The 25,198-nt window shown below is 69.0% G+C and carries 20 protein-coding genes; 8 read left to right on the top strand and 12 right to left on the bottom strand.

Going from position 1 to position 25,198, the window contains the following annotated elements:
* Positions 1 to 15 precede the first annotated feature (15 nt).
* Complete coding sequence (locus PSS76_RS00690; protein WP_337455741.1) at positions 16 to 1,317, bottom strand: alpha/beta hydrolase family protein; 1,302 nt, start codon at positions 1,315 to 1,317, stop codon at positions 16 to 18.
* Between the two features lie 260 nt (positions 1,318 to 1,577).
* On the bottom strand, positions 1,578 to 2,315 hold the full coding sequence (locus tag PSS76_RS00695) for an IclR family transcriptional regulator (RefSeq protein ID WP_022593254.1): 738 nt from the start codon (positions 2,313 to 2,315) through the stop codon (positions 1,578 to 1,580).
* Positions 2,316 to 2,449: 134 nt separating this feature from the next.
* On the opposite strand from PSS76_RS00695, the gene PSS76_RS00700 reads away from it, so the two are divergent.
* Positions 2,450 to 3,883, top strand: coding sequence for an acyl-CoA synthetase (locus tag PSS76_RS00700; RefSeq protein WP_337455742.1), 1,434 nt, complete (start codon positions 2,450 to 2,452; stop codon positions 3,881 to 3,883).
* A gap of 135 nt (positions 3,884 to 4,018) precedes the next feature.
* On the opposite strand, the gene PSS76_RS00705 is transcribed toward PSS76_RS00700, so the two are convergent.
* Positions 4,019 to 5,392, bottom strand: coding sequence for an FAD-binding oxidoreductase (locus PSS76_RS00705; protein ID WP_084846208.1), 1,374 nt, complete (start codon positions 5,390 to 5,392; stop codon positions 4,019 to 4,021).
* A gap of 137 nt (positions 5,393 to 5,529) precedes the next feature.
* Here PSS76_RS00705 and PSS76_RS00710 point away from each other — a divergent pair, with 137 nt between their 5' ends.
* Entirely contained in the window at positions 5,530 to 6,210 is a 681-nt protein-coding gene (locus PSS76_RS00710) for a GntR family transcriptional regulator (protein ID WP_005516508.1), read from the top strand.
* A 16-nt stretch (positions 6,211 to 6,226) separates the two neighbouring features.
* Here PSS76_RS00710 and PSS76_RS00715 read toward each other — a convergent pair whose 3' ends face one another.
* Both PSS76_RS00715 and PSS76_RS00720 read right to left on the bottom strand, forming a co-directional pair.
* Complete coding sequence (locus tag PSS76_RS00715) at positions 6,227 to 7,747, bottom strand: molybdopterin-dependent oxidoreductase (protein WP_084870782.1); 1,521 nt, start codon at positions 7,745 to 7,747, stop codon at positions 6,227 to 6,229.
* A gap of 86 nt (positions 7,748 to 7,833) precedes the next feature.
* The gene (locus PSS76_RS00720) at positions 7,834 to 8,064 is read right to left on the bottom strand and encodes an RNA-binding S4 domain-containing protein (protein ID WP_005516516.1); all 231 of its coding nucleotides are present in this window, start codon (positions 8,062 to 8,064) and stop codon (positions 7,834 to 7,836) included.
* A gap of 109 nt (positions 8,065 to 8,173) precedes the next feature.
* Here PSS76_RS00720 and lysX point away from each other — a divergent pair, with 109 nt between their 5' ends.
* Complete coding sequence (lysX, locus tag PSS76_RS00725) at positions 8,174 to 11,515, top strand: bifunctional lysylphosphatidylglycerol synthetase/lysine--tRNA ligase LysX (protein WP_511731160.1); 3,342 nt, start codon at positions 8,174 to 8,176, stop codon at positions 11,513 to 11,515.
* A gap of 7 nt (positions 11,516 to 11,522) precedes the next feature.
* The gene (locus PSS76_RS00730) at positions 11,523 to 12,215 is read left to right on the top strand and encodes a DUF998 domain-containing protein (protein WP_064076462.1); all 693 of its coding nucleotides are present in this window, start codon (positions 11,523 to 11,525) and stop codon (positions 12,213 to 12,215) included.
* Positions 12,216 to 12,303: 88 nt separating this feature from the next.
* Here PSS76_RS00730 and PSS76_RS00735 read toward each other — a convergent pair whose 3' ends face one another.
* The 3 genes from PSS76_RS00735 to PSS76_RS00745 all read right to left on the bottom strand — a co-directional run bounded on the left by PSS76_RS00735 (position 12,304) and on the right by PSS76_RS00745 (position 15,319).
* A complete protein-coding gene (locus tag PSS76_RS00735) occupies positions 12,304 to 14,325 on the bottom strand; it encodes a CocE/NonD family hydrolase (protein WP_275793063.1) in 2,022 nt (673 codons plus the stop codon).
* Positions 14,326 to 14,474: 149 nt separating this feature from the next.
* Positions 14,475 to 14,768, bottom strand: a complete 294-nt coding sequence (locus PSS76_RS00740) for a putative quinol monooxygenase (protein WP_084866867.1) — start codon at positions 14,766 to 14,768, stop codon at positions 14,475 to 14,477.
* 56 nt (positions 14,769 to 14,824) lie between these two features.
* Positions 14,825 to 15,319, bottom strand: a complete 495-nt coding sequence (locus tag PSS76_RS00745) for a hypothetical protein (RefSeq protein WP_084924139.1) — start codon at positions 15,317 to 15,319, stop codon at positions 14,825 to 14,827.
* A 79-nt stretch (positions 15,320 to 15,398) separates the two neighbouring features.
* Between PSS76_RS00745 and PSS76_RS00750 the strand changes: the two genes are divergently transcribed.
* The 3 genes from PSS76_RS00750 to PSS76_RS00760 are packed head-to-tail and all read left to right on the top strand — an operon-like array spanning position 15,399 to position 18,498.
* Positions 15,399 to 16,022 (top strand): TetR/AcrR family transcriptional regulator, encoded by a 624-nt coding sequence (locus PSS76_RS00750; protein ID WP_005516522.1) that lies wholly within the window; start codon positions 15,399 to 15,401, stop codon positions 16,020 to 16,022.
* Positions 16,023 to 16,039: 17 nt separating this feature from the next.
* A complete protein-coding gene (locus tag PSS76_RS00755; protein ID WP_005516524.1) occupies positions 16,040 to 17,701 on the top strand; it encodes an FAD-binding dehydrogenase in 1,662 nt (553 codons plus the stop codon).
* Entirely contained in the window at positions 17,698 to 18,498 is an 801-nt protein-coding gene (locus PSS76_RS00760) for an SDR family oxidoreductase (RefSeq protein ID WP_013414406.1), read from the top strand. The genes PSS76_RS00755 and PSS76_RS00760 overlap by 4 nt, the downstream gene beginning before the upstream one ends.
* Before the next feature lie 60 nt (positions 18,499 to 18,558).
* Here the strand turns inward: PSS76_RS00760 and PSS76_RS00765 are convergent, their stop codons facing one another.
* Positions 18,559 to 19,455 (bottom strand): hypothetical protein, encoded by an 897-nt coding sequence (locus tag PSS76_RS00765; protein WP_237172807.1) that lies wholly within the window; start codon positions 19,453 to 19,455, stop codon positions 18,559 to 18,561.
* Between the two features lie 338 nt (positions 19,456 to 19,793).
* Between PSS76_RS00765 and PSS76_RS00770 the strand changes: the two genes are divergently transcribed.
* Positions 19,794 to 20,372 carry a DUF732 domain-containing protein gene (locus tag PSS76_RS00770; RefSeq protein WP_084924145.1) on the top strand — a complete coding sequence of 193 codons (579 nt, stop codon included), beginning with the start codon at positions 19,794 to 19,796 and terminating at the stop codon, positions 20,370 to 20,372.
* 6 nt (positions 20,373 to 20,378) lie between these two features.
* On the opposite strand, the gene PSS76_RS00775 is transcribed toward PSS76_RS00770, so the two are convergent.
* The 3 genes from PSS76_RS00775 to PSS76_RS00785 form a co-directional block, all read right to left on the bottom strand.
* Positions 20,379 to 21,293 (bottom strand): cutinase family protein, encoded by a 915-nt coding sequence (locus PSS76_RS00775; protein ID WP_005516530.1) that lies wholly within the window; start codon positions 21,291 to 21,293, stop codon positions 20,379 to 20,381.
* A 259-nt stretch (positions 21,294 to 21,552) separates the two neighbouring features.
* Positions 21,553 to 23,298, bottom strand: a complete 1,746-nt coding sequence (locus PSS76_RS00780) for an Ig-like domain-containing protein (protein WP_064079347.1) — start codon at positions 23,296 to 23,298, stop codon at positions 21,553 to 21,555.
* Between the two features lie 22 nt (positions 23,299 to 23,320).
* Positions 23,321 to 25,153: an Ig-like domain-containing protein gene (locus PSS76_RS00785; RefSeq protein WP_064079348.1), complete on the bottom strand. Its 1,833-nt coding sequence runs from the start codon at positions 25,151 to 25,153 to the stop codon at positions 23,321 to 23,323.
* Positions 25,154 to 25,198 lie beyond the last annotated feature (45 nt).

Raw genomic sequence — 25,198 nt, forward strand, 5'->3', positions numbered from 1 at the left:
AGGCGCACGGGTGCGTCAGCGCCTGGGCAGGTGGCCGGCCGTCCAGTCGGCCACCAGCGACAGGACCTTCGGGTCCACGGGTTCGCGGACGAGGCGCCGGTAGGCGCGCAACGACGGCGGTCCGGCGTCGCGCCGCACCAGGTGCGTCAGGTCGGGTACCCGAACGGTGTCGACCTCCGCGGGCACGAGATCGGCGATAGCCCACAGATCGTCCGGGTCCACCTGCAGGTCCTTCGCCCCGGTGATCGCGAGAACCGGCGAACGTATCTCCCGCAGCAGCGGTTTCGGATCGAAGTCGAGGAACTCCCGGAGCCAGCGGGCGTTGACGCGGCGCAATCCCATCCGCGCGGTGCCGCCGGTCGACCGGGCTATCTTGTCGAGTGCCTTGCGCTGCTGCGCTTTCACGTCGATCCGCAGGAGCCGGAGAACGCTGCGGACGGGCGCCGACAGACTGTCGGCAGCCTTCGCGGACTGCCACAGCAGTACCTCGCGTCCGGTCACCGCGGGACACGCGATCAGCACGACGGCGGCGGGATCGACCTCGCGGTCGGCGCCCAGCGCCGCGGCCAGGCAGGCGCCCTCGCTGTGCCCGATCACCGCCACCGCATCGCGAACGAAACCCCCTGCCGTCCGGAGCCATTCGACGGCCGCCGCGGCGTCGGCCAGGTTGTCGGACAGCCCGGTCGACAGGTAGTCGCCCCCCGACTTCGGAACCCCACGTTTGTCGTAGCGCAGCGACGCGGTTCCGTTGCGCGCCAACGCCTCCGCGAGCGCGCGGCTCACACCGATCGGAAGTCTCGCGTGATCGCCGTCGCGGTTCATCTCCCCGGACCCGGTGAGGATCACCGCGACCGGACCGGTCTCGGCCCCCGCCGGAACGGTGAGCGTGCCCGCCAGGACCGTCCCGTCGCCCGACCGGAAGGTCACCTCCCGCTCGGACACCCCCGGCCGGCCGGCGGCGAGGACCCCGCGGATCCGGTCGGCGACCTGCATGGCGTCCCGCGCGCTCACGAGCAGTTGGTCGAACTCGGCGCCGGCGGTCCGGCCGAGGGTGCGCACCCGAACCGCGGGAACCCCGGCGCTCGCCACGACGAACGTGCGTACGCCCCCGCCGCGCCGCGTCCCGATACGCAGACGTCGGGGAATGCCCAGGCCTGGAGCCCGCATGCCGCGGGTGTTCGCGAACGGATCGGCGACGACGTCGACGTCACGGACGAGGTCGACGGGAATCGCCACGTCCCCGTGCAACGCGGCGATCTTCTCGAAACCGGACAATCGCAAGACCAACCGGTTGCTCTGCACGTTCAATTCACTCACGGCAGCACCTCCCTGGGACCGAGTATCCCTTTGCGATGCGGCCCGCACTGCGAGTCGACGCCTGCCGACGAGGTGCCTGCCGCCTCGGAACTCGCGCCAAATCGGGCGATTGTCCGGTTCTACCGACGAAAGCACGACTACCGGTGTGGCACAGCTATCCGGCACGTCGGCGGCTTTCACCGATGCCGCTACCGGTCCGAAGTGTCCTGGTCGAGTAGTTTCCGCCGGCGAGCCCTCGGACACAACCCGGGCCGGCGCGTTCAGGACAGAAGGCGCTCGATCGCAGCCCCGGCAGCCAGCGCCTTCTCGCCATACTCCTGGTAGAGGTCCGGCGTCAGGCGAGAGGCCGGGCCGGACACGCTGAAGCAGCCCCGAACGACACCCCCCCTGCCCCGCAGGGCAACCGCGACCGCCGCGATCCCGTCGTGCAGACCCTGGTCGGTCACCGCATAGCCACGCCGTCGGATTTCCTCGATCTCCTGCCGCAACACCTGCGGGTCGGTGACGGTGCGACCGGTCGAAGGGGCCAGGTCGGACGCGAGGATCCGCTCCACCTCGGAATCCGGGAGCGACGCAAGGTAGGCCTTGCCGTTCGACGCGGCATGCAGCGGCAGGCGCGTCCCCAACGGCAGGAACGCCCGTAGCTGGTGTGCGCTGTCGAGACGCTCGATCAGCACCAGTTCTTCGCCGTCGGGCACCGCCAGATGAACGGTCTCACCCGTATCCACCTGCAGCCGGCTCAACTCCGGAAGTGCCACGTCCCGCAGGTCGTCGCCTGCCGCCATCATGCTGCCCAGGCTGAAGGCCTTACCGGTGATCACCCATCGTCCCGCATCGTTCGTCGCGGGACGCAGCCATCCCGCATCCGCCAGCGTCCTGAGGCAGCGCTGAACCGTGCTCTTCGGGACGTCGAGCCGCTTACCGAGCTCCGACAAGCCGATCGGCTGCGCCGACGCCACCTCCTCGAACACCCGGAGCGCGGTGAGAACGCTGTTCATTCAAGACCTTTCACACACGTCTGTTGACGTCGAGCATGGAGGGCTATACGTTAGCCGGACCACATCGTAGCACGGCGGTCCACATTGTGGACCGACTCCGTCCAGTAGGGACTTCGAGAAAGGACCCTTCACCGATGACCACCCTCATGCCCCGGCCACTCCTGACTTCGCTCGTCGATCCGGGAAACGGCTCCGGCGACCAGCCCGCGGTCCGCGTCGGCGACGGCGCACTCACCCGATCCGACCTGATCGCGGCGGGGGCCGCCGTTGCCGACGAGATCAGCGGCGCCACAAGCGTTGCCATCGATGCGACGGCAACACTCGAAACGGTCATCGCGGTCACAGGATGCCTGATGGCGGGTGTGCCGGCAGTGCCTGTACCACCCGACTCGGGGCCCGCCGAACGCGATCACATCCTGAAGGACTCGGGCGCGCAGCTCTGGCTCGGCGGTCGGCGGGAAGACGTCACACTCCCGCATGTCCCGATCCACGCCCGCGCACGATCGGGCTCGACATATGCCGAGCCCGATCCCGGAACGACCGCGATGATCATGTACACCTCGGGCACGACCGGAGCCCCGAAGGGCGTCGTGCTCGCCCGTTCCGCCATCGCGGCGGGACTGGACGGGCTCGCCGAGGCCTGGGACTGGAGTCCGGACGACACCCTGGTCCACGGACTACCGTTGTTCCACGTGCACGGGCTCATCCTCGGAGTCGTGGGCGCCCTGCGGCACGGGTCGCCGTTGGTGCACACCGTGCGCCCCACCCCGGAATCGTATGCAGCGGCGGGTGGTTCGCTCTACTTCGGTGTCCCCACCGTGTGGTCCCGTGTGTGCGCCGACGAATCAGCGGCACGAACGCTCGGATCCGCCCGGCTCCTGGTGTCGGGCAGCGCTCCGCTGCCGGTCCCGGTCTTCGAACGCATGCAGGCGCTCACCGGCTCGGCGCCGATCGAACGCTACGGAATGAGCGAGACCCTCATCACGCTCAGCACCCGATTCGACGGCGAGCGTCGACCCGGGTGGGTGGGATCACCGATCCGTGGCGTCCACACCCGCATTCGTGACCAGGCGGGCAATCCGGTGCCGTGCGACGGTGAGACGCTGGGGCAGTTGCAGATCGCGGGCGCAACTCTGTTCGACGGCTATCTGAGCAACTTCGAAAAGACCGCCGAATCGATGACCGAGGACGGATGGTTCAAGACCGGTGACATCGCCGTCGTCGACGAACAGGGCTTCCACCGCATCGTCGGGAGGGAGTCGATCGACATGATCAAGTCGGGTGGCTACCGGATCGGGGCCGGTGAGGTGGAACAGGCGTTGCTCGCCCACCCCGGCGTCGAGGAGGCCGCAGTGATCGGCGTCCCGGACACCGATCTCGGGCAGCGCATCGTCGCCTACGTGGTCGGCGACTGCACCGACGAGGTAGAACTGTCCAACTTCGTCGCCCGAACCCTGTCGATCCACAAGCGACCGCGTGAAATTCGTGTCGTCGGCTCGTTGCCGCGAAACGCGATGGGCAAGGTGCAGAAGAAGTTACTGGTCGACGACGTCCAAGCCGGCAGATGAGCACGCCCGCCGACTCCGGCGCGATTCGGGTCACCGTCGAGCAGAACAACTAGATGGAGATCCTCTGCCTTCCCCGCGACGGTCAGCCCCGCGCCGATTGTCACTCGAGACGTGTCCTCCCTGCCCCCACCTCTCTCAGAAGCCGCGCCCGGGATTCAGGATGCCGGTGGGATCGAAGACGGATTTGATACCCGCCATGAGCTCGCGTTCGGTCGCGCCGACCATCGACTCCATGTACGGCGTCTTGAGCACGCCGACGCCGTGCTCGCCGGTGATGGAACCGCCGAGCGTGAGACATGCCGAGACGAGCTCGTCGAAGGCGGCCCGGGCGCGGGCCGTCATCGGCGCGTCGGACGCGTCGAACACGATGGTGGGGTGGAGGTTTCCGTCGGCGGCATGACCGAACGTTCCGATCAGGACGTCGTGCCGGGCCGCGGTCTCTTCGATCGCGGCCAGCATGCGCGGCAGCGCCGGGACCGGTACCGCGAGGTCGTCGAGCAGGGTGCTGCCCCTGCGCTCGAGCGCGGTGAGCGCCACCCGCCGGGCCTGCATGAACTCTTCACCCTCGACCGGATCGGCGGTGTCGTACACCTCGGTGGCGCCGGCCGCGGCGCACGCCGCCGCACAGCGGGCGGCCTCGGCGGCCGCGTCACCGCCGTCGCACTGGATCAGCAGCAGCGCGCCCGCCGTGTCGTCGAGACCCATCCTCGTCAGGTCGTTGACCGCTGCGATGGTGGTGCGGTCCATCAGCTCGAGCAGGCACGGGTCGGCCACCTGGCGAATCGCCAGGACCGCGTTGATCGCCAGCGCGGTGGTGGGGAAACTCGCGACCACGGTCGACGCCGCCGACGGCTGTGCCCGCAGCCGCACGGTGGCCTCCACGATCACCGCTAGTGTGCCCTCGGAGCCGACCAGCACCTGCGTGAGGTTGAGCCCGGCGACGTTCTTCCTGGTCTCGGCACCGGTGTGGATGATCCGACCGTCCGGGAGGACCGCCTTGATGCGCGCGACGTGGTCGGCGGTGACGCCGTACTTGGCGCAGCAGGTGCCGCCGGCATTGGTGGCGAGGTTGCCGCCGATGGAGGAGATCGCCCGGCTGCCCGGATCCGGGACGTACCAGAGCCCCTTCTCGGCGACCGCCGCGGCGAGGTCCCCGTTGATGACACCCGGCTGCACGGTCGCGAGGCGCGCGGATTCGTCGATCCGCAGAATCTCGTTCATCCGCTCGAGGCTCAGCACGATGCACCCGTCGATGGCGTTCGCCGCGCCCGCCAATCCGGTGCCGGCTCCGCGGGTGACCACCGGGACGCCGCGGCGGTGCGCAATCTGCATGGTCGCGACGACGTCCTCGGTGCTGCGCGCCCGCACCACCGCGAGCGGTTCCCCGTCGGGCGTGAGCAAAGACTGGTCCCGGCGGTACGCGAGCATTTGATCCAGGTCGGTGACGACCGCGGCGCCGAGCCGTTCGGTCAGGTCGGCAGCAGCGGGGGAAACGACATCGAGGGTCATGCAGAACCATCCGTCCGAGAGCAATATCAATCTCGATTGTCAGACAAGTATTCATGCAAGTCAAGAACGGCCGACGGACGGGTGTGCACGGCAGACGGCCCGTGGGAGGATCGACCGGAATCGAGCAAGGAGGACCCGTGGCCAGAGTCGAGGCGCTGTCGATCGTCGACGCATTGGCCGCCGAACTGCGACAGCGGGTGTTCTCCGGAGACCTGACGCACTCCGATGCCCTCACCGAGGCCGAGGTCGCCCGCACGTACGAGGTCGCCCGGCCCACCGCCAAGGCCGCGATCGAGAAACTCGTCGGCGAGGGACTGCTGCAGCGCAGCGCGCACAAGACCGCACGGGTGCTGCAACTGGGTCCCGACGACGTGCGCGACATCTACCGCACCCGAGCCGGCCTCGAGTCCCAGGTGCTCCGAGAACTCGCCCGCAACAACGTGGTTCCCGCGGACGCGGTGGCCGCGAACAGCGAGATCGCGACGCTCACCGACGGTGCCCCGTTGTCCGTCGTCGAACCCGACATGCGGTTCCACACCTCACTCGTCGACGCCGCCGGTAGCCCCCGAACGAGCCGGATCTTCCGGACGCTGGTGTCCGAGGTGCGCCTGTGCATGGTGCAGGTGCAGGGCAAACACCTTCTGACCACGTCGAGCATCGTCGCCGAGCATCGGCAGATCCTGGAGGCACTCGCGGACGGAGACGGCGAGCGCGCCGTCGCAGTGCTGACCGGGCACCTGTCCCGGGCCCGCGAGCGGCTGGCCGCGGCACTCGGCGGCGAACCGGAACCCGCAGCGGCGCCACCCGATCCGGCCTAGGTCCCGCAGGGCCGCCTCACGACACCGTCACCGTGCGCGAGTGCCACCCGCTAGCACCGTCCGGAATCGGCGCCGCCCGCTCCTCGGTCTGAGTGTTGCCGGCCCGATCGGTGGCACGCACCTGCAGGCTGTGCACACCGGGAGGCGCGTCCCACTGCCACGTCCACTGCCGCCACGTGTCGATCGAGTACTGCGGCGCCAGCGTCGCGGTCCGCCACACGCCGTTGTCGACCCGCACCTCGACCTTCTCGATGCCGCGGTGCTGCGCCCATGCGGTCCCAGCGACGATCGTGGGGCCGGACGGAATCTTGCCGAAGGCGGCGGGCACGTCGATGCGCGACGCAGTCTTGATCGGTGCCTGCGCCGCCCATCCGCGTCGGGTCCAATACGCCTCGGCGCGGTCGAAGCGGGTCAGCTCCCAGTCGACCACCCACTTGGTCGCCGACACGAACCCGTACAGCCCGGGCACCACCTGACGCACCGGATAGCCGTGCTCGAACGGGAGCGGTTCGCCGTTCATCGCGACCGCGAGGATCGCGTCGCGGCCGTCGCGCAGGACCTCGACCGGGGTGCCGACCGTGAAGCCGTCGGCACTGGTGGACAGCAACATGTCGGCGTCGGGCGCGACGCCCACCTCGTCGAGCAGATCCTTGATCCGGTACCCGACCCAGGTGGCGTTGCCCGCGAGTTCGCCGCCGACCTCGTTGGATACGCACGTCAGCGTGATCGCGCGTTCGATCGGCGTGCGGGCGATCAGGTCGTCCCAGCTCAGGGTGATCTCGCGATCGACCATGCCGTGGATCCGCAGCTGCCATTCGTCGGTGGTGAGCATGGGCACCTGCAGCGCGGTGTCGATCCGGTAGAAGTCTCCGTTGCGGGTCACGAAGGGAGTGGCGCCCGGCACCGCGACGTCGGTTCCGGGCGCGAGGGCCGGCGCGCGGTCGGCGGCGGGCACCGTGGGCAGGGCGAGGCCGTCGCGGTTACGGACCGCGCCCGCCACCCGGTCGGCGAGATAGCGTCCCGTTGCCCCCGCCGCGGCGGCGACGGCGGCGGCTGTCGCGGCCAGCACCAGGAACCGGCGGCGCGCCATCCCCGGCGCGCCGTTCCCGGACCCGGTCCGCACCGGCGCACGCGTGGTGAGCACCCGCAGTGTGACGATCCCGGCGGCGACACCGACGATCGTCGGCAGTGCGTACGACGCGGTGGCCCCGGGCCGGTTGACGGCCGCGTACACCCCGATCAGTCCCAGGACCAGCAGGATCGCGCTGCCGTACGGGCGGCGCGGTCGCTCGACCATACCGGCCACCGCCGCCAGCACCACGATCAGCACCGTCATCCCGACGAACAGAGCAGGCTTGTCGTTGGTGCCGAACGTCGTGATCGCGAACTCCCGCGCCCACGCCGGGCTGCGGTCGACGGTGGTGGACCCGACCGCGAAGAAGGGCGACGACGCGGGCCCGATCGGCACCGACACCAATTGGCCGATCCCGAGCACGACCGCGGCCGCGAGTATCCCCGACAGTGCACGCGTCGTCATGTGTCCCCCGCTTTCCTTCCGGCTACGTCCGAGTATTCGGCGCCGGCCGGGTAGGCGGATGGGTCCCGACGGGGATCTGCCGGCCGCTAGGACACGGGCGCGCTCACCCGCGCCGACATGCCACCGATCTCGACGACGTCGCCGTCCCGCAGCTGCCGACCGCGTCGGATCTCCACCTCGCCGTTCACGCTGACCAGACCCTCGGCGACGACGACCTTCGCCTCCGCACCCGACTCGATGAGATTGGCCAGCTTGAGGAATTGACCCAGGCGGATCGATTCGTCGCGGATCGGGACCTCGTCCACAGCGTCAGACATGCCTCCATCTTCCTCCTTGGCCCCAAACGGCCCATCGACGCCTCACACTGGACTCGGAGAGACGACAGTCACTGGAAGGACCTCGATGGCCACGAGTACCGGTAGCCCTGTGGACACCACGGACAGGCGGGACCACCACCAGACCCGGGTGACGCCGAAACGCGGGCGGCTGTCGGAGGTTCCGCACATCGCGGGCCTCGTCCTCGGCGTCTTCTCGGTGCTGGTGTTCCTGTGGAGCCTGTCGCCCGCGCTGCGCTACCTGGTGCACACGCCGCGCCTGTACATCGACGACTACTACTTCGACGCCCCCGACACGAGCCTGTCGTGGGCCGTCGTGGTCGGTCTGGTGGCGGCGGCACTCGCGAGCCGCAAACGGATCGCGTGGTGGTTGCTGACGATCTACCTGACCCTCTTCGCAGTTCTCAACGCCGTCGCCGCGGTGGCGGACGAGAACGTCAACGCCGCCGTCGCGTGCGTCGTGCAGCTCGCGGTCGTCGGGATCCTGATCGCGGCCCGCAAGGAGTTCTACACGCGGGTCCGCCGCGGCGCCGCGTGGAAGGCATTGGGCGTCCTCGTGTCCGGCCTGGCGGTGGGCACCCTGCTGGGCTGGGGGCTGGTGGAGCTGTTCCCGGGCACGCTGCCGTCGGGTCAGCGGTTCCTGTGGGCCCTCAACCGCGTCACCGCCCTCGTCGTGGTCGAGAACGAACAGTTCGACGGCCACCCCCACGTCTTCGTCAACACCCTGCTGGGACTGTTCGGGGCGCTCGCCCTGCTCGCGGCGGTGATCACGCTGTTCCGCTCGCAGCGGGCGTCGAACGCGCTGACCGGCGACGACGAATCGGCGTTGCGCGGCCTGCTCGACAGCTTCGGTGCCGACGACTCCCTGGGCTACTTCGCGACCCGCCGCGACAAGGCCGTCGTCTTCGCGCCGAGCGGCAAGGCCGCCGTCACCTACCGCGTGGAGATCGGCGTGTGCCTGGCCAGCGGCGACCCGATCGGCAACCCGGAGGCGTGGCCGCACGCGATCGACGCGTGGCTCGCCCTGTGCTCCAAGTACGGCTGGGCGCCCGCCGTGATGGGAGCGAGCGAGGCCGGTGCCACCGCGTACAAGCGGGCCGGTCTGTCGGTGCTCCAGCTCGGCGACGAGGCGATCCTCGAAACCCGGGAGTTCAATCTGAACGGCCGCGAGATGCGGCAGGTCCGCCAGGCCGTGCACCGGGTCCGGAAGCAGGGCGTCACCGTCCGCATCCGACGCCACCGCGACATCCCGCCCGCCGAGATGGCCGACGTCGTCGCGCGTGCAGATGCGTGGCGCGACACCGAGACCGAGCGCGGCTTCTCGATGGCCCTGGGCCGGCTCGGCGATCCCCTCGACGGCGACTGCCTCCTGGTCGAGGCGCTCGGCGAGGACGGCACGGTGCTGGGCATGCTGTCGCTGGTGCCGTGGGGTCCGAACGGCACATCGCTCGACCTGATGCGCCGGAACCCGGACGCCCCCAACGGTGTAGTCGAACTGATGGTCACCGAACTCGCGACCCGTTCCGACGAGTTCGGCGTCGTGCGGGTGTCGCTCAACTTCGCGGTGTTCCGCTCCACGTTCGAGGAGGGCGCGCGCATCGGCGCCGGTCCGATCCTGCGGGTCTGGCGGTCGATGCTGCTGTTCTTCTCCCGGTGGTGGCAGCTCGAGGCTCTGTACCGCTCGAACGTCAAGTACCAGCCCGAATGGGCGCCGCGGTACCTGTGCTTCGACGACAACCGGCAGCTGCCGCGCGTCGGAATCGCGTCGGCGATCGCCGAGGGTTTCCTGACGTTGCCCACGTTCGGGCACCGGGCGAAGGCGCCCACGCACACCGGGACCCGCGCCGCGGTGCCGGCGGCGCTCGCCGTCTCCGGTGTCCTGCACGCGGACGGCAGTGCGCCCGACGCCGCCGCTCCGGCGGCCGACGCGCCCACGGGCAGGACGGACGGGACGGCCCCGGAATCGGTGGGACCGCGCCGGCCCGAACAGGTTCGCGTGCGCATGGACAAACTCGCCCGCCTGGCCGACGAGGGCATCGATCCGTACCCCGTCGCCTACCCGCCCACCCACACCGTCGCCGCCGCGACGTCGTCCCCGGAGGGCACCCGCGTGCGAATCGCGGGGCGCCTGTTGCGGATCCGCACGTACGGCGGCGTCGCGTTCGCGGTGCTGCGGGACTGGTCCGGCGACATCCAGGTGCTCATCGAACGCACCACGGTCGGCGACCGGCTCGACGAGTTCTCCACCGACTTCGACCTCGGCGACCTCATGGAGGTGAGCGGCACCATCGGCCGCAGCCGCAAGGGTGAACTGTCGCTGCTGGCGACGGAGTGGCGCATGAACGGCAAATGCCTGCACCCCCTGCCCGACAAGTGGAAGGGCTTGACGGACGCGGAAACTCGCGTGCGGCAGCGTTACGTCGACCTCGCGATCAACCCCGAGTCGCGGCGGCTGCTGGCGGCGCGTACCGCGATCGTGAAGTCGCTGCGCGACACCCTCGCCGGCCGCGACTACCTCGAGGTGGAGACGCCGATCCTGCAGCGTATCCACGGCGGCGCCAACGCGGCCCCCTTCGTCACCCATATCAATGCGTACGACCTGGACCTGTACCTGCGGATCGCACCGGAGTTGTTCCTCAAACGTCTGTGTGTGGCCGGTATGGAGAAGGTGTTCGAGATCGGGCGGGTGTTCCGCAACGAGGGGGTCGACTTCAAGCACAACCCGGAGTTCACGATCCTCGAGGCGTACGAGGCCCACAGCGACTACGAACGCATGATGGTGCTGTGCCGCGAGCTGATCCAGGCCGCGGCCGTCGCCGCACACGGCAGCCAGACGATCATGCGTCCCGGCCCGGACGGCGAACTCGTCGCCGTCGACATCTCCGGCGAATGGCCCGTGAAGACGATGCACGGCGCGGTCGCCGAGAAACTGGGCGTGGACGTCAGCCCGGAGACACCCCTCGAGGTGCTGCAGAAGTTGTGCGACGAGAACGACATCGAGTACCAGAAGAGCTGGGACGCAGGCGCGGTCGCGCAGGAGATGTACGAGCATCTGGTGGAGGGTCAGACCGAGTTCCCCACCTTCTACACTAACTTCCCGACGTCGATGTCGCCGCTGACCCGCCCCCACCCCACCATCCCCGGTGTGGCCGCGAAGTGGGATCTGGTGGCGTGGGGCGTCGAACTCGGCACCGCGTACAGCGAACTCACCGATCCCATCGACCAGCGACGACGGCTCACCGAGCAGTCGCTGCTCGCGGCCGGCGGCGACGCGGAGGCGATGGAACTCGACGAGGACTTCCTGCAGGCGCTCGAGCACGCGATGCCGCCCACCGGCGGGCTCGGTATGGGCGTCGACCGGATCGTCATGCTCATCACCGGCGGCAGCATCCGCGAATCGCTGGCGTTCCCGTTCGCCAAGCCGCGCAACTGAGGTCGCCGTGTCACTCACTCTGCGCAGGTACACGATCGCGGCCTTGCTCATCTCCGGAGCGGTGCTGTACTCGTCGTGGGTGCTGGCGTTCTTCCTCAACTCCGGTGAGGGCCCGTTCGAGGGGTTCGCGAGCCAGCTGGCGGCCACCGACCAGCGCTACGGAATCCTCTACCGCAGCGGCGATCTGCTCACCGGGATCGTGCTCACCGTCGCGGCGGTGCTGGGGCTGACGATCACGCCGCGACGCTTCCTCACCACGGTCGGCTGGCTCGCGCTGGGTGTCTTCGCGGTGGGCACGATCGCCGATTCCCGTCTGCCGCTGCGGTGTTCCACGGCGGCCTGCGAGGCGACGCAGGTTCCGCTCACCCACCAGTGGCACGCCGTCACGAGCACGGTGTCGGTGACGGCCGCCGTGGTCTCGGCGGTCGCGTTCATCATCGCGATCTTCGTCTACCGTGCGCCGCGGGCGATGTGGTGGTCCGGGCTCGCCGTCGTCGTGCTGTTCCTCGTCGGCACCCTGTGGATGCTCGTCGGGGTCGACGACCCGTCCGGCAGTCGCAGCTGGCTGGGCTTCGCGCAGCGCGTCGAACTGCTGTCGATGAGCGGGTGGATGGTCCTCGTCGCGGCCACACTGCTCAGCGACCGTGCCTGGCGGGCCGTGCACGGGGCGTCCTCGGCGCCCGTCCCCGTCTCCCCCTGACCCCGCGTTTCGCGCACTTATCGCGGAATTTCGGGGGTCGTGGGCGCGACAAGTGCGCAAAACGCGGGAGGGGGGCGGACCGTGGGGATCAGGGGATCGGAACGTCGAGCGGAACGTTGACGAAACTCGGAGACGCCGGGTCCAGCACCAGATGCTGGGGCGCCAACCGGCTCTCGTTGAGCAGCGGACGCAACAGCATGCCCTTCGGGAAGTTGCTCGCCGCCACCGACACCCGCAGACGGTGACCCGGCTGCAGCAGCGCGTCCGTCGCGGTGAGCCCGACGTCCAGCGTGGTGGGCCGGCCCGGCACGATCGGCTGACGCGCCGCGAGGGTGAGCGTGTAGAACGGGTCGGTCAGGTCACCGTTCGCGGAGCGCTCACTGCGGGCCTCGTCGATGCCCCGCAGCGACGACGTGAGCTGGCCCGACGTCAGGACCGTCGACGTACCGTCCGGGGCAACATCGTCGAGCGTGGCCGTCCAGTAGCCGTCGGTGGTGTCGAGCACGGTGTTCAGATGCACGTTCACCGGCCCCGAGATCTGGGTGGGTGCCGCGACCGGGGCGCTGGTGAACGTGAGCGCATCCCGCTCCGCGATCCGGTTGTCCTTGGCGCAGCCGTCGATCACGGCGAGGAGGCCCGCGAGTTCCTGCGCAGCGTCCCGCGAGCACAGGCTCGAAAGCCCCGGCGCCACCGTCAGAGTCGTCGTACCGGACGGTGGCGATGCGAGCAGGGAACCGTCGTGCACGGACGTCGCGGTGGTGCCGGACGGCTGCGCCGCCAGATACATCCGGCGATGTTCGACGCCCGCGCGCGGGAACCGATCCGTGGTAGTCCAGCCGTTGCCCTGCTGATACGACGTGACCGGGCCGTACGTCTCGATGCCGTTGTCGATGTCCTTGAGCCACCGGTCGAACCACGCCCGCTGCAGGACGTCGAGCCGCGGCGGGTAGCCCGGATCACCGAAGCCGCTGCCCGGGTTGAGGTGGTAGGTGTCGCCCATTATGAGCTGCTTCTTCCCGGGCGCCAGCGGGATCGCGTTGTACAACCGGGGCTGTGAGTTCGTGAAGATGTCGTGCCAGCCGCCGTAGAGCAGGGTCGGTGCCGTGATCTGCTCGGCGTGCGGCAGCCAGGCCAGACGCAGCGAGCTGTCCGGCTCGAGCAGCGTCTGCAGCTCCGGCGGGATGGAGTCGACGTCGGGGATGGTGATCGCCTGGATGAGGTACTGGAAGAACGTCGCCGGATCGGCGATCCGGTCGCGCAACCACGTCTGGTCGAGGTTGCCCTGCATCAACGCCTGGACGTCGGGAATCAGCTTGAGCCCGTTGACCGCCGCCAACCAGAACGGCAGGAATCCGACGCCCGCACCCCCGCCCGGCGCCACGACGTCCCGGACCAGGTCGCCGCCCGGCTCGATCGGCACGATCGCCTGCAGCGCCGCGGGCCGCTTCGACGCCGCCTGGATCTGGTTGATAGCGGAGTACGAGACCCCGCTCATGCCGATTCGGCCGTTCGACCACGCCTGCTGCGCGGCCCACTCGATGGTCTCGATGGTGTCCTGCTGCTCGCGCTCCTGGAACACCTGCCAGATCCCCTGCGAGAAACCGGTACCGCGCACGTCGACGACCACCTGGGTGTACCCGCTGCGGATCAGCTCTCGGTCGACGGTGAACGTGCGCAGCCCGCCGCCGGACAGGGCCCGCGTCAGATCGGTGATACCGCTCAACGGTGTTCCGGAGAAGTTGATGTCGCGGGCGAAGTCCATGACGGCGTCGCTGATTCCCGGAGCCGACACCGCTGCCTCGGCGAGCGCCGACACGAGCTTGGTGTACGGCGTCATGCTCACGATCGTCGGGAACGGGGTGTCGACGGGCCGCCCGTCCGCGTCCGCGGGCCGGTACACGTTGGCTTTCAGGATCACCCCGTCGCTCATCCGGATCGGGACGTCCCAAGCGATGTCCATGCCGGGGTACGTCGCGGGGCCGTCCGCGGTGGCCGTCCACTGCGCGCCGAGTTCTCCCGCGTCCGGGGTGGCACTCGCCGGCGCCACCGTTCCGACGGTGGCGATCGCCGCGACCGCGATCGCCGCCAGCGTCCTCGAGATCCACCCCATCCGAGCCCTCCCCATGCTCCGGGCGACGCCTCACCCCGCGTCGAGAACCTCAATACTCCCCGGTCGGCCTCGCGTTTTGCGCACTTATCGTCGATTCGCGGGGCGAAAACTCGCGACAAGTGCGCAAAACGCGGGAAGGAGGGGAAACGTCAGGAGAGGGGGCGCAGCGGGTGGATGCCGGGGGCTGCGGCCAGGTGGGCGCCGAACGCGCCGGCGGCCTCACGCATGTGGTCCGACTTCATGTGGGTGTCGAGCGCGTGCTGGTCCTTCCACACCTCGACGACGACGAACGTGCCCGGTGCCGACGTGGACTCGAACAGGTCGTACGACACGCAACCGTCCTCCTTGCGGCTCTCCTCGGCCAGCGCGGTGAGCGCGGCACGAACCGTGTTCTCGGAGCCGGCCTTGGCCGGAATTGTCGCAACGACATGCAGATTCGACATCGGATCCCTATTCTGTGAGCGCCGCCACAGTATGCGGCACCTCGACGGTACCCTGGTCAGAGCCGTAAACGCCGCAGATACGCCTGCGCCCGTTCGGAATTCCAGCCGAACACTTCGCGAAGTCCGGTCGCCATGGTGTCGAGGTACGGGGCCGACGGCGCGGTCCGCACGACGTCGGCGCGACCCACCGCCGCCGTGAACGTCCGCATCGGGAACCCCTCGCGTGTCCCGAGGTCGAGGACTCGGTCGTAGCACGACGGCTCCTGACCGTGGATGTCGTCGAACTGCTCGGCCGTCACGAGATACGCGCACGCGGCGGTGTCGCCGGGCAGGTCCGGGTCGTAGAACGCCCGCCCACCGCCCCACACCACCGATTGGCCCGCGAAGTAGACCGTGCCCGGCAGCCGGACGGCGGCGCGGCCCACCGGCGGGTGCGGGTCCCGCGCGCCGGCACAGATACGCCCGCCGCCGGCGGGACGACCGCCCCGCAGGTAGCAGTCGAGGCGGGCGCGCGACATGTTCGACCCGTAGCTCACGTACCAGATCTGCACGATTTCGACGCTACGCCGGAGTTCGTCGGATACAGTTTTGTATCGAACGGGGACCGACGCGGAAAGTTGAGGGTGACCAGTGCAGACGGCCGAGACACCGCGACCCAAGCGCGTCACGAAACGGCGCGCCGAGACGCGGCAACGGCTGCTCGACGCGGCCGGTGACGTGTTCGCCGAGGAGGGCTTCGGGCGCTCCACGGTGGAGCAGGTGTGCGAACGCGCCGGGTTCACCCGCGGCGCCTTCTACTCGAACTTCACCTCGCTGGACGAGCTGTTCCTCGCGATGTGGGAGCAGCGCTCGGCAACCATGCTCGACGGCATCCGCACCGCCCTCGCCGACCGCCCGGCCACCCTCACCCTCGACTCGGCCGTCGAGCGTGTCCTGGCCGCGATTCCGGTCGACGACGCCTGGTACCGGATCACCGCCGAGTTCACCGCGCACGCCCTCCGCAACCCCGCCCTCAAACGCGTCATGGCGGCCCGGGAGGACGCGATCCTCGGCACGATCCTGCCGATCGTCGAGGACGCTCTCGCCGCGGCGGGGCGACGCGTCACCGACCGCGCGGCCCTGGGACGGGCACTGGTCGCGATCCACGACGGCACCGCCGTGCAGGTGCTGATGGAACCCGAGAACGAGGCGGTCCGGCAGGCGCGTCAGCGGCTGTTCGTCACCGTCGTGAGCAGTTACAGCAGCGGTACCTAACGGACAGGAGACAGGCAGTGGCAACGGAAGCCGACGTCATCGTTGTCGGAGCGGGACTGGCGGGCCTGGTGGCGACCCACGAACTGGTCAAGGCCGGGCGCAAGGTTCTCGTCGTCGACCAGGAGAACGTGGAAAACCTGGGCGGACAGGCGTTCTGGTCACTCGGCGGCCTGTTCCTGGTGGACAGCCCCGAGCAACGCCGCATGGGCATCAAGGACTCCCGTGAACTGGCGCTGCAGGACTGGCTGGGCAGCGCCGGATTCGACCGCGACCGCGAAGACCGTTGGCCCCGGCAGTGGGCCGAGGCCTACGTCGACTTCGCGGCCGGCGAGAAGCGGGCCTACCTGCACGATCTCGGCCTGCGCGTGATGCCGAACGTCGGCTGGGCCGAACGCGGCGGTGGGCTGGCCACCGGTCACGGAAATTCGGTACCGCGCTTCCACATCACGTGGGGCACGGGACCGGAAGTGGTCCGGGTGTTCCGCGAACCGGTGCTCGACGCTGCCGCCCGCGGACAGGTCACCTTCCGCTACCGGCACCAGGTGGACGATCTGATCGTCGAGAACGGCGCCGCCGTGGGGGTGCGCGGCACGGTGCTCGAGCCGTCGACCGAACCGCGCGGCGTGAAGTCGTCCCGCACACCCGCCGGCGAGTTCGAACTCCGCGCGCAGGCCGTGGTGGTGACCTCCGGCGGCATCGGCGGCAACCCCGACCTCGTGAAGAAGAACTGGCCCGTCGACCGCCTGGGCCGTGTGCCCGAGCACATGATCACCGGCGTGCCCGCGCACGTGGACGGCCGCATGCTCGAGATCACCGAGAACGCGGGCGGCAACATCGTCAACCGGGATCGCATGTGGCACTACACCGAGGGCATCGTCAACTGGGACCCGATCTGGCCCGATCACGCCATCCGGATCATCCCCGGCCCGTCGTCGCTGTGGCTCGACGCCACCGGAAAGCGCCTGCCGGTGCCGTTGTTCCCGGGCTTCGACACCCTCGCGACGCTCAGGCACATCCTCGGCACCGGGCACGACCACACGTGGTTCGTCCTCACGCAGTCGATCATCGAGAAGGAGTTCGCGCTCTCCGGTTCCGAGCAGAACCCCGACCTCACCGGCAAGGACATGAAACTCCTGCTCGGACGCGTGAAGAAGGGTGCGCCCGGCCCGGTCGAGGCTTTCAAGCAACACGGCGTGGACTTCGTGGTCCGCGACAATCTGCGCGACCTGGTCGACGGCATGAACGCGCTGACCCCCGACGCGAAACTCGACCACGCCCAGGTGGAACGGGAGGTCGTCGCGCGTGACCGCGAGATGGAGAACACCTTCTCGAAGGACATGCAGGTCATGGCCATCCGCAACGCGCGAACCTATTTGCCCGACAAGGCGATCCGGGTCGCCAAGCCGCACCGGCTCCTCGATCCGGCGCACGGACCACTGATCGCCGTGCGTCTGAACCTGCTCACCCGTAAGACCCTCGGCGGTCTCGAGACCAATCTGGACTCGCAGGTGATCCGGCCCGACGGCAGCGTGTTCGACGGCCTGTACGCCGCGGGTGAGGTCGCCGGGTTCGGCGGCGGCGGCGTGCACGGCTACAGCGCGCTCGAGGGCACGTTCCTCGGTGGCTGCATCTTCTCCGGGCGCGCGGCCGGGCGCGCGCTGGGCCGGAGCCTCGGGTGAGCCGCACCGCGCTCGTGACGGGCGCATCGTCGGGCATCGGCCTGGAAGTAACCCGGGCGCTGGTCTCGCGCGGGTATCGGGTACTCGGCACCACTCGAAATCCAGATGCGCTGCAGCCGAGTTCGCGAGTTCCCGGCGTGGAATACCTGGCACTGGACCTCACCGACCGGGCGAGTATCGAGGCGTGCGCCCGCGCAGCGGGAACCGTGGACGTCCTGGTCAACAACGCCGGTGAGAGCCAGATGGGGCCGCTCGAGGAACTGCCACTGGACGCGATCGACCGCCTGTTCCAGGTGAACGTCCTGGGCGCGATCCAGCTGACACAACTACTGCTCCCCGGCATGCGTGAGCGCGGCAACGGCCGCGTCGTGATGGTGGGCTCGATGCTCGCGAGCTTCCCGCTCGCGTTCCGGTCGTCGTACGTGGCCACGAAGTGCGCACTGAAGGGCTTCGCGACGGCGGCCAGACGGGAACTGAGCCCGTTCGGCGTGTGGCTCACCACCGTCGAACCGGGCACCATCGCCACCGGCATCGGCGACCGCCGCACCCGGTACATCGCCGACGGTTCGCCGTACACGGCGGACTACACGACGGTGTCGAAGGCCATGCAGCGCAACGAGGATCGAGGAATCCGCGCGGAGACGGTCGCGGAACTGGTCGTGAAGGCGATCGAGGCGGACAAACCCAAGCCGCTGTACGCGGTCGGGAACAAGGCCCCCCTCGTGTTCACGGTCCGTCGACTCGCGCCGCGGGCCTTCACCGAGAAGATGATGGCCCGGTTCCACGGGCTGAAGTAGACGAACGGACGTCCTGCCGACCCCCCGACGGGCCGGCAGGACGCCCGGATCATGGGCGAATCAGCTACCGCTGGAAGCGCTGGAGCTGTCCGAGCCGCTCGAACCGCTGGAGCCACTGGATCCGCTCGAACCGGTGCCGTCGTCCGCACCGTCCAGCGGATCCGTACCACCGGCGGCGGACTCCGAAATGAAGCCGGTCGCCTTGGTCGTCAGCTCCGTTCCGGTGGAGTTGGGCACCTTGGCCCGCCAGTTGACGATCGGGTTGAGAATCCCGAACGGACCGCAGCCCGTCGCCCCCGGAAGAGTGAAGTCCGACGCCGTGTTCTGGATGTTGGACGCAACCAAGACGCCGGCGGGCCACTCCGTGCCGTCACTGACACCGATGGACGACGGGTCGTCGACCGGATTGGACTTGTGCAGGTTCAGTTCGACCGGGGCCGAATCGGTCCCGATGTAGCAGTTGTCGCCCAGGAACGGATTGTCGATCTTCATCCGCGTTTTCAGGGTCATATCGAAGTTGAAGAGGTCGCCGTTGAACACCGGAACCTCCACCGCCTCGACCGTCGCGGTCACCGCGGCCAAGCCGAACAGGTTGTTGAACGGGAGATCGACCCCGAGCACACCGCCGGGCACCGTCAACGGCTTGCCGTAGACACCGTTGTGGCCGTCGTCGCGGGGGATGAAGTCGTCGTCAGGGGCGTTGCCCGCGATGACCATGTCGCCGAGCCCGATCGGCAAGTTGAAGCCGTTGTTCGCGAACGTACCGCTCTCGACGAGCACCGTGAGGCAGCCTTGCGCGATTGCGGGATCGCACACGCCACCACCCGGGACAGGGGCGGGCGTCGGAGCTGCCGACGCCAAGGGAGCCAGCAGCGCCATCGAGGCGCCCACCGCACCTGCCACGGCCACGGTGCGCATTGCCCCGCGACGCCGCGTGACTCTCGAATCGTTCTTCACACGTCCTCCTCAGTTATCGAGCATTCGATGTGCGTATCCACGGGTTATGGGCACACAGAGGGGTGAGCAACGGCGAACGCCTCTCGCCGCGAGTTTCGGTCAGTCGAACTGTGCTGCGGATACACCCCGTCGTCCACAGCACCGAGAGCCCGGCGAATAAATGGCTTCTACCTGCACATTCGCCGCGGACTCGGAGCGCCTTCGACTGTTACGCAAGGTAACAGCTGGAGTGGTTTATATCACAGCACGGCGCCGCCGAATACGAATCTCGCGACTTTTCGCCCTTCGAATTTTTTGGGTCTACCGGTCAGTAGTTCAACATGCCACACTGTTTGCTCATGACGAGCACACGTGCAGTTACCGCCGCCGTCGCGGCAGCAGGAGCACTGCTTCTCACCGCGTGTAGCGGGCAGGATTCGACGCCGGAACACACCGGACACGACGCTTCCGCCACCTCGGCGAGCCCCACGACGTCGACAGCGGCACAGGCGTCGTCCCCCGGTCAGGCCGCGCCTGCCCCGGCGACGGAACCGTCCACTCCCCTGCCGGCACCGACCACGACGGTCGCGCCCCCACCACCGGTGACCACCGTGCCGCCGCCCGCTCCGCGCCCGGCCGCACCTGCGGCCGGCGGAATCGACGCCCGGTCACCGGAGCAGGTCGTCGACGAGTCGGGCGAACGTGGGCAGCGCTACCTCGCCGCACTGCGGGGCGCGGGCATACCACCGACCGGGATGGACGGGGTCGAGGTGCTGTACGCGCAGGGCACGTGCGAGGCCCTGGCACGGGGCGACTCACGGTCGAGCGTTCTGGCCGAATTCGATTCGGTCGGAAAGGCATACGCACAGTTCTTGCCGATGCCGGCGGACCGGATCGCGGAGATCTACGTGTCGACGGCCGAGAAGACGTACTGCTGACGCCCGTCAGGCCACGGAGCGCAACCAGTTCGCGAGCCACGACGTCGCGGTGGCGCCGTTGCGATCGACGACATAGGTCGAGTAGTCCTGATGCACCTGCGACTCGTAGAACTGACGGAGCTTGTCGGCCCGATCGTGGTTGGCGCCGTCGGAGGACTGCGATTCGAGGGTGGGCACACCGCCCGCGGCAATCACGTCCTGCGCGATGACGAGCGCCTCCTGCGCGTACCGACCACTGAGCGGCGCCAGCGGTGAAGAGTTCTGGGCCATGAACCCGGCCAGGCGGGTCACGAAGTCGTCCTTCGGGGTGGAGCAGTACAGGTCACCGGCCGCACAGAAGGTGCGCGTCTGCGGGTTCACCAGGCCGAAGCCGCCGATCCGCGGTCCGCCGGCCCCGTTTCCGATCACCTGCGGGCCGACGATGTTGTCACCCTCGGACCGGCGCGGATCGGACAACAACCCCACCGCCGCAATCCGATTCGGTGGGACGACGCCCAGCCCGGTACCGATCTCGGCTGCCAGGTCACCCGCCGCGTCCGCGCCCTGGCTGTACCCGATCAGGGCGAAGTTCGTGTTGCCGCAGCGCCCGGCGACGTCCGCGATGATCCCGCGCGCGTTGTCGACGGCCTGCCGCTTGGACGCGCCGTACACCTCGGTCTCCCACGGGAACGCCGTAGCCACATAGGTCACGTAGTCGACACCGACCGACGACGGCAGCCGGTTGGTCACCGCCGACAGCAGACCCGGACCGCGGCTCGCGCCCGGATCCGTCGTGGTCTCCCAGGTTCCCGGAATCGCCACCACCTGCAGATTCGGGCAACTCGGGGCCGCCTGCGCAGTGCCGACCCCCACCGACACCACCGAACCGACAACCGTTGCGACGCAGGCTCCGAACACCGCCAGCGACCTCTTCACACGCATCAACCCGGCACCCCACTCACTCGCTCCGAGTGGCCACTTCCCCATGGCCACATGTCGTGACGTCCCCTCCCGTGACAACGCCTGCGGGTGACGCGACAGGTAGATCTTGGCAGCCCCACATGTCGATACGGTGCACGATCGGTAAACGCACGTTACCGGAGCGGAGCGCGGTGGTGGGCTTCTTCGAAACGTCCTCTTCGTACCCGGAACACGATGGGCCCCCTCGCCTTCCGCGAGGGGGCCCACCAGACGGATCGGATCAGCCGCCCAAGCTACCGAACAGTCCCGTCAGCCCACCGAGGCTGCCGGTGCCACCACCCGGATTCGGAACGGTGTCCGGATCGCCGGTCACCGTGACGTTCACCGGGGTCGCCGCCGAGTCGATGAACCCGGCGTCGGCGGTGAACTGAGCCGTGACCACGAACTCTCCCGGGTTCTGGAAGAACGTCGTCAGCGTCGCGACGCCGTTCGCGTCCACCCGCACCGGTCCGCCGAGGAGCACGTCGCCGAGCTTGAACTGCACCGTGCCCCGGGCGTCGGCCGGATCCAGGCGCGCGGTGAGCGTCACCGGCGAGCCCTTGGCGGTGGAGGCGACCGGATCGACCGTGATCGTGGTGGCCACGTCGGCGGCCGGCGCCTCGGTGACACTCACCGGGTACTGCAGCGAGACCGACGGGGAGATGCCGTCCGCGCCCGAGTACCGCGCGATCACCCGGTGCGTGCCGTTGGTGGTGAAGGTGTGCGGGAGCACCGCGACACCGTCATCCATCACGTCGGCGGTTCCGACCGGCGTTCCGTCGACCTCGAACGCCACCGTGCCACCCGAGACACCCGGCTCGACCTTCGCGGTGAGGTTCACCGGCTGGTCACGGTAGGCGTCCTGTTCCGGCCCGGTCACCGACGTCGTGGTCTGGATGTCCTGTGACGTCACCGTGACCGACTTCGACGCGGTCGACGGGTTGAAGAACTCCGCGCCCAGGTACTTCGCCTCGTAGACGTAGTCGCCGTCGGTGTCGATCGACTGCGGCAGCGACGCCTTGCCGTTCACCAGATCGACCGGTGCACCGACATCCTCACCGTCGCGGGTGAACTGCACCTGTCCGCTGTCCGGGGTCGGCACGACCGTGGCGTTGAGCGTGAACTCGCCGCCGTTGGTGACCGCGCTCGGGCCGTCCAGGTAGGTGACGGTCGCGACCGCCTGGCGCAGGATCTGGATCGTGGCCAGCGGACCGGCTCCGGCGTTCAGGGGACCGCTCGCGGTGTCCCGCGGCGAGCACTGGGTGGGCGCCCAGACGGTGCCGACGATCGGCGCACTGGCCCGGGGCAGGAACGTCAGGAAGTTGGCGTCGTTGCCGAACTGACCGGCGTTTCCTGCGGTGCGCAGCTTCATCGAGATCTCACCGGCCGCGCCTGCCTTCAGCGTGGCCTTGACCTGCGGCAACTGGAACGTAGTGGTGCTGCCCGACGCGTTCGCCTTGATGCCGCCCTCGGAACTCTTCGAGGATTTCGGTCCGTTTCCGATCGTCTCGTTGTTGCCGGACAGCCGGATGATCGTGCCGTTCGGGTCGGGATTTCCACTATCGTTGACCACGAGGACGTTCGGCGCGACACCCGTGATGCCCGACGACGTCCCGGCCACCACCTCGGCGCCGACGAACTGCGCGTTCTCCGGCATCGCGACGTCGATCTTGAGCCGCGAGATGTTCGACAGGCTCGCGCCGGAACCGAGATCGTTGGGCACCGAGATCGGCGGCGGCGAGATCGTCACCACGAACTCCTCACCGGGCGCCACGGTTTCGGGCGCATCGACCGTCACCGACGCCGCCTGCACCTGGGTCTGCGGCCCACCGGCCAGACTCGAGGACGGCGTCGCCTGACACGCGTTGTTGAACGGCGTGGTCGTCGTCGCCGCGGAGGCGGCTCCCACACCCAGGACACCGGCACCGGCGACCACCGTCGCCCCCACGGCGACCGGCGCGAGGTAGCGGTACAGCTTGGAACTCATCGATCCTCCTGCACTCATCTCGTCAGCCTCCGATCGATCCGGCGAGCAGCCCGGCGAGCGGGCCTTCCAACAGCGAGCCGAGGCTGCCGGCGCCCGGTTCCGGAGCCACCGGCGCGGCCGACACGTTCAGCACGACAGGGTTCGACACCGTGTCACGGAAGCCCTCACCGGCAACGAATTTCGCGGTGATCAGCTGCGTGCCCTCGAAGTCGAGGGTGGTGGTGACGGACGCCTTGCCGTCGACGACGGCGACCGGGGCGCCGACGGCCTCGGTGCCCTTGTAGAACTGGACGGTGCCCTGCGCGTCGGCCGGGTCGACATCGACGGTGAGCGTGACGGTCTGGCCGACGACCGACAGACCCTGAACCGTCAGGTCCGCGTTCACGGCCGTGAGCACGGGCGCGGTCGGGGCGACCGTGGCAGTGAACGGTGCGGACGTGGAGGCCGAGAAGCCCTCGGTACCGGCGAAGTCGGCGACCACCTGGTAGGTGCCCGCGGTGTCGAAGGTGTGCGCGAGGGCCGCGACGCCGTCGGCGGTGCCCAGATCGACGGCGCCAACAGCGGTGCCGTCGACGGAGAAGGTGACGGTGCCACCGGTCGGGATGGGGCGAACGGTCGCCATCAGGTTGGTGGGGCTACCGGCCTCGGCGGTCACCGGCTCGACGACCACCGTCGTGGTCTGCCAGTCACCGTAGGAGACGGCGATCTGCTGCGCGGTGGCGGCCGAACCGGCGACCCCGAAGCCGCCGACGAAGTTCGCCGTCACGGAGAAGTTGCCCGGGTCGTCGAAGCGATGGTTCAGCGTGGCCGTGCCGCCGCTGACCTGGACGGGGCTGCCCACGTCGGTACCGTTGATCGCGAACTGGACGGTGCCCTGTGCGTCGGCCGGAGTGACGGTGGCCTGCAGCGGCACCGTCGCGCCTGCCTCGGCCGTGGCCGGGACGGTCACGGTCGTCGCGGTCTGGACCGGGCCGACCTCGACCTCGACCGGAGCCGACTCCGAATCGTGGAACAGACCCGTAGCCGTGTACTTGGCCGAGATGGAGTACGTCCCCATTGCGGTGAAAGTGTGCGCCAGGGTGGCGGTTCCACCGCTCACCGCGACGGGAGCCCCGATCGGATCGGACCCGTCGAAGAACTGCACGGTGCCCGTGGCACCGGCCGGCGAGACCGTGGCCGTCAGATCCGTCGAGCTACCCATGGCCACCGTGCCGACGGGAGCCACGGAAGTGGTGGTCTCCGACTTGTTGTCCAGGACCCGAACCTTGGCACCGGAGGCGTTGGAGCCCTGCTGGCTGCTGAACGTGTAGACGTCGAAGAGGAAGCCGCTGTCGTAGTCACCGGGCGCGAAGTTGTCCGGGATCTTGTAGTTGACGGTGAAAGTCAGCACGGTGCTGCCGATGACCTTGAACCCGTCCGTGCCGAGCACGGGAACGGACGTACAACCGTTCCCGGCGCAGACGGCCTTGACACCGGCTGCGCCCTCGCTCGTCACGGTTCCGTTCGGCGTGGTGTTCCCGTTGAGGAACTGGAATCCGGCGGGCGCGATGTGCCGGATGGAGGTCATGTACCGGCCCAGATTCAGGAAGCCGCCGGCTTTCGAGTTCTCCCAGATGCTCGACCGGTAGGTGACCGTGTCGCCGGGATTGGCGACGTTGCCGGCCACACCGTTGACGCTGACGACCTCGGTCTTCCAACCCAGGTTGTCGGCCGGCTGGTTACCGCTCGACGACGTGGGCGGTGGGCCGGTCGGGCTCGCTGCCGCCGCCGTGCCGCTCATGGTCAAGGTCAGCGCGGCGGCGCTGGCCAAGGCCACGAGCGGGCCGGCCGCTCTACGAAGTTTCGACGAAAACACTGATCCTCCTCGGGTAGGTCCGCCTTTCCCCCGACTCGGCGGTCA

The sequence above is a fragment of the Prescottella sp. D32 genome (assembly GCF_037287305.1).
Lineage (GTDB): Bacteria > Actinomycetota > Actinomycetes > Mycobacteriales > Mycobacteriaceae > Prescottella > Prescottella equi.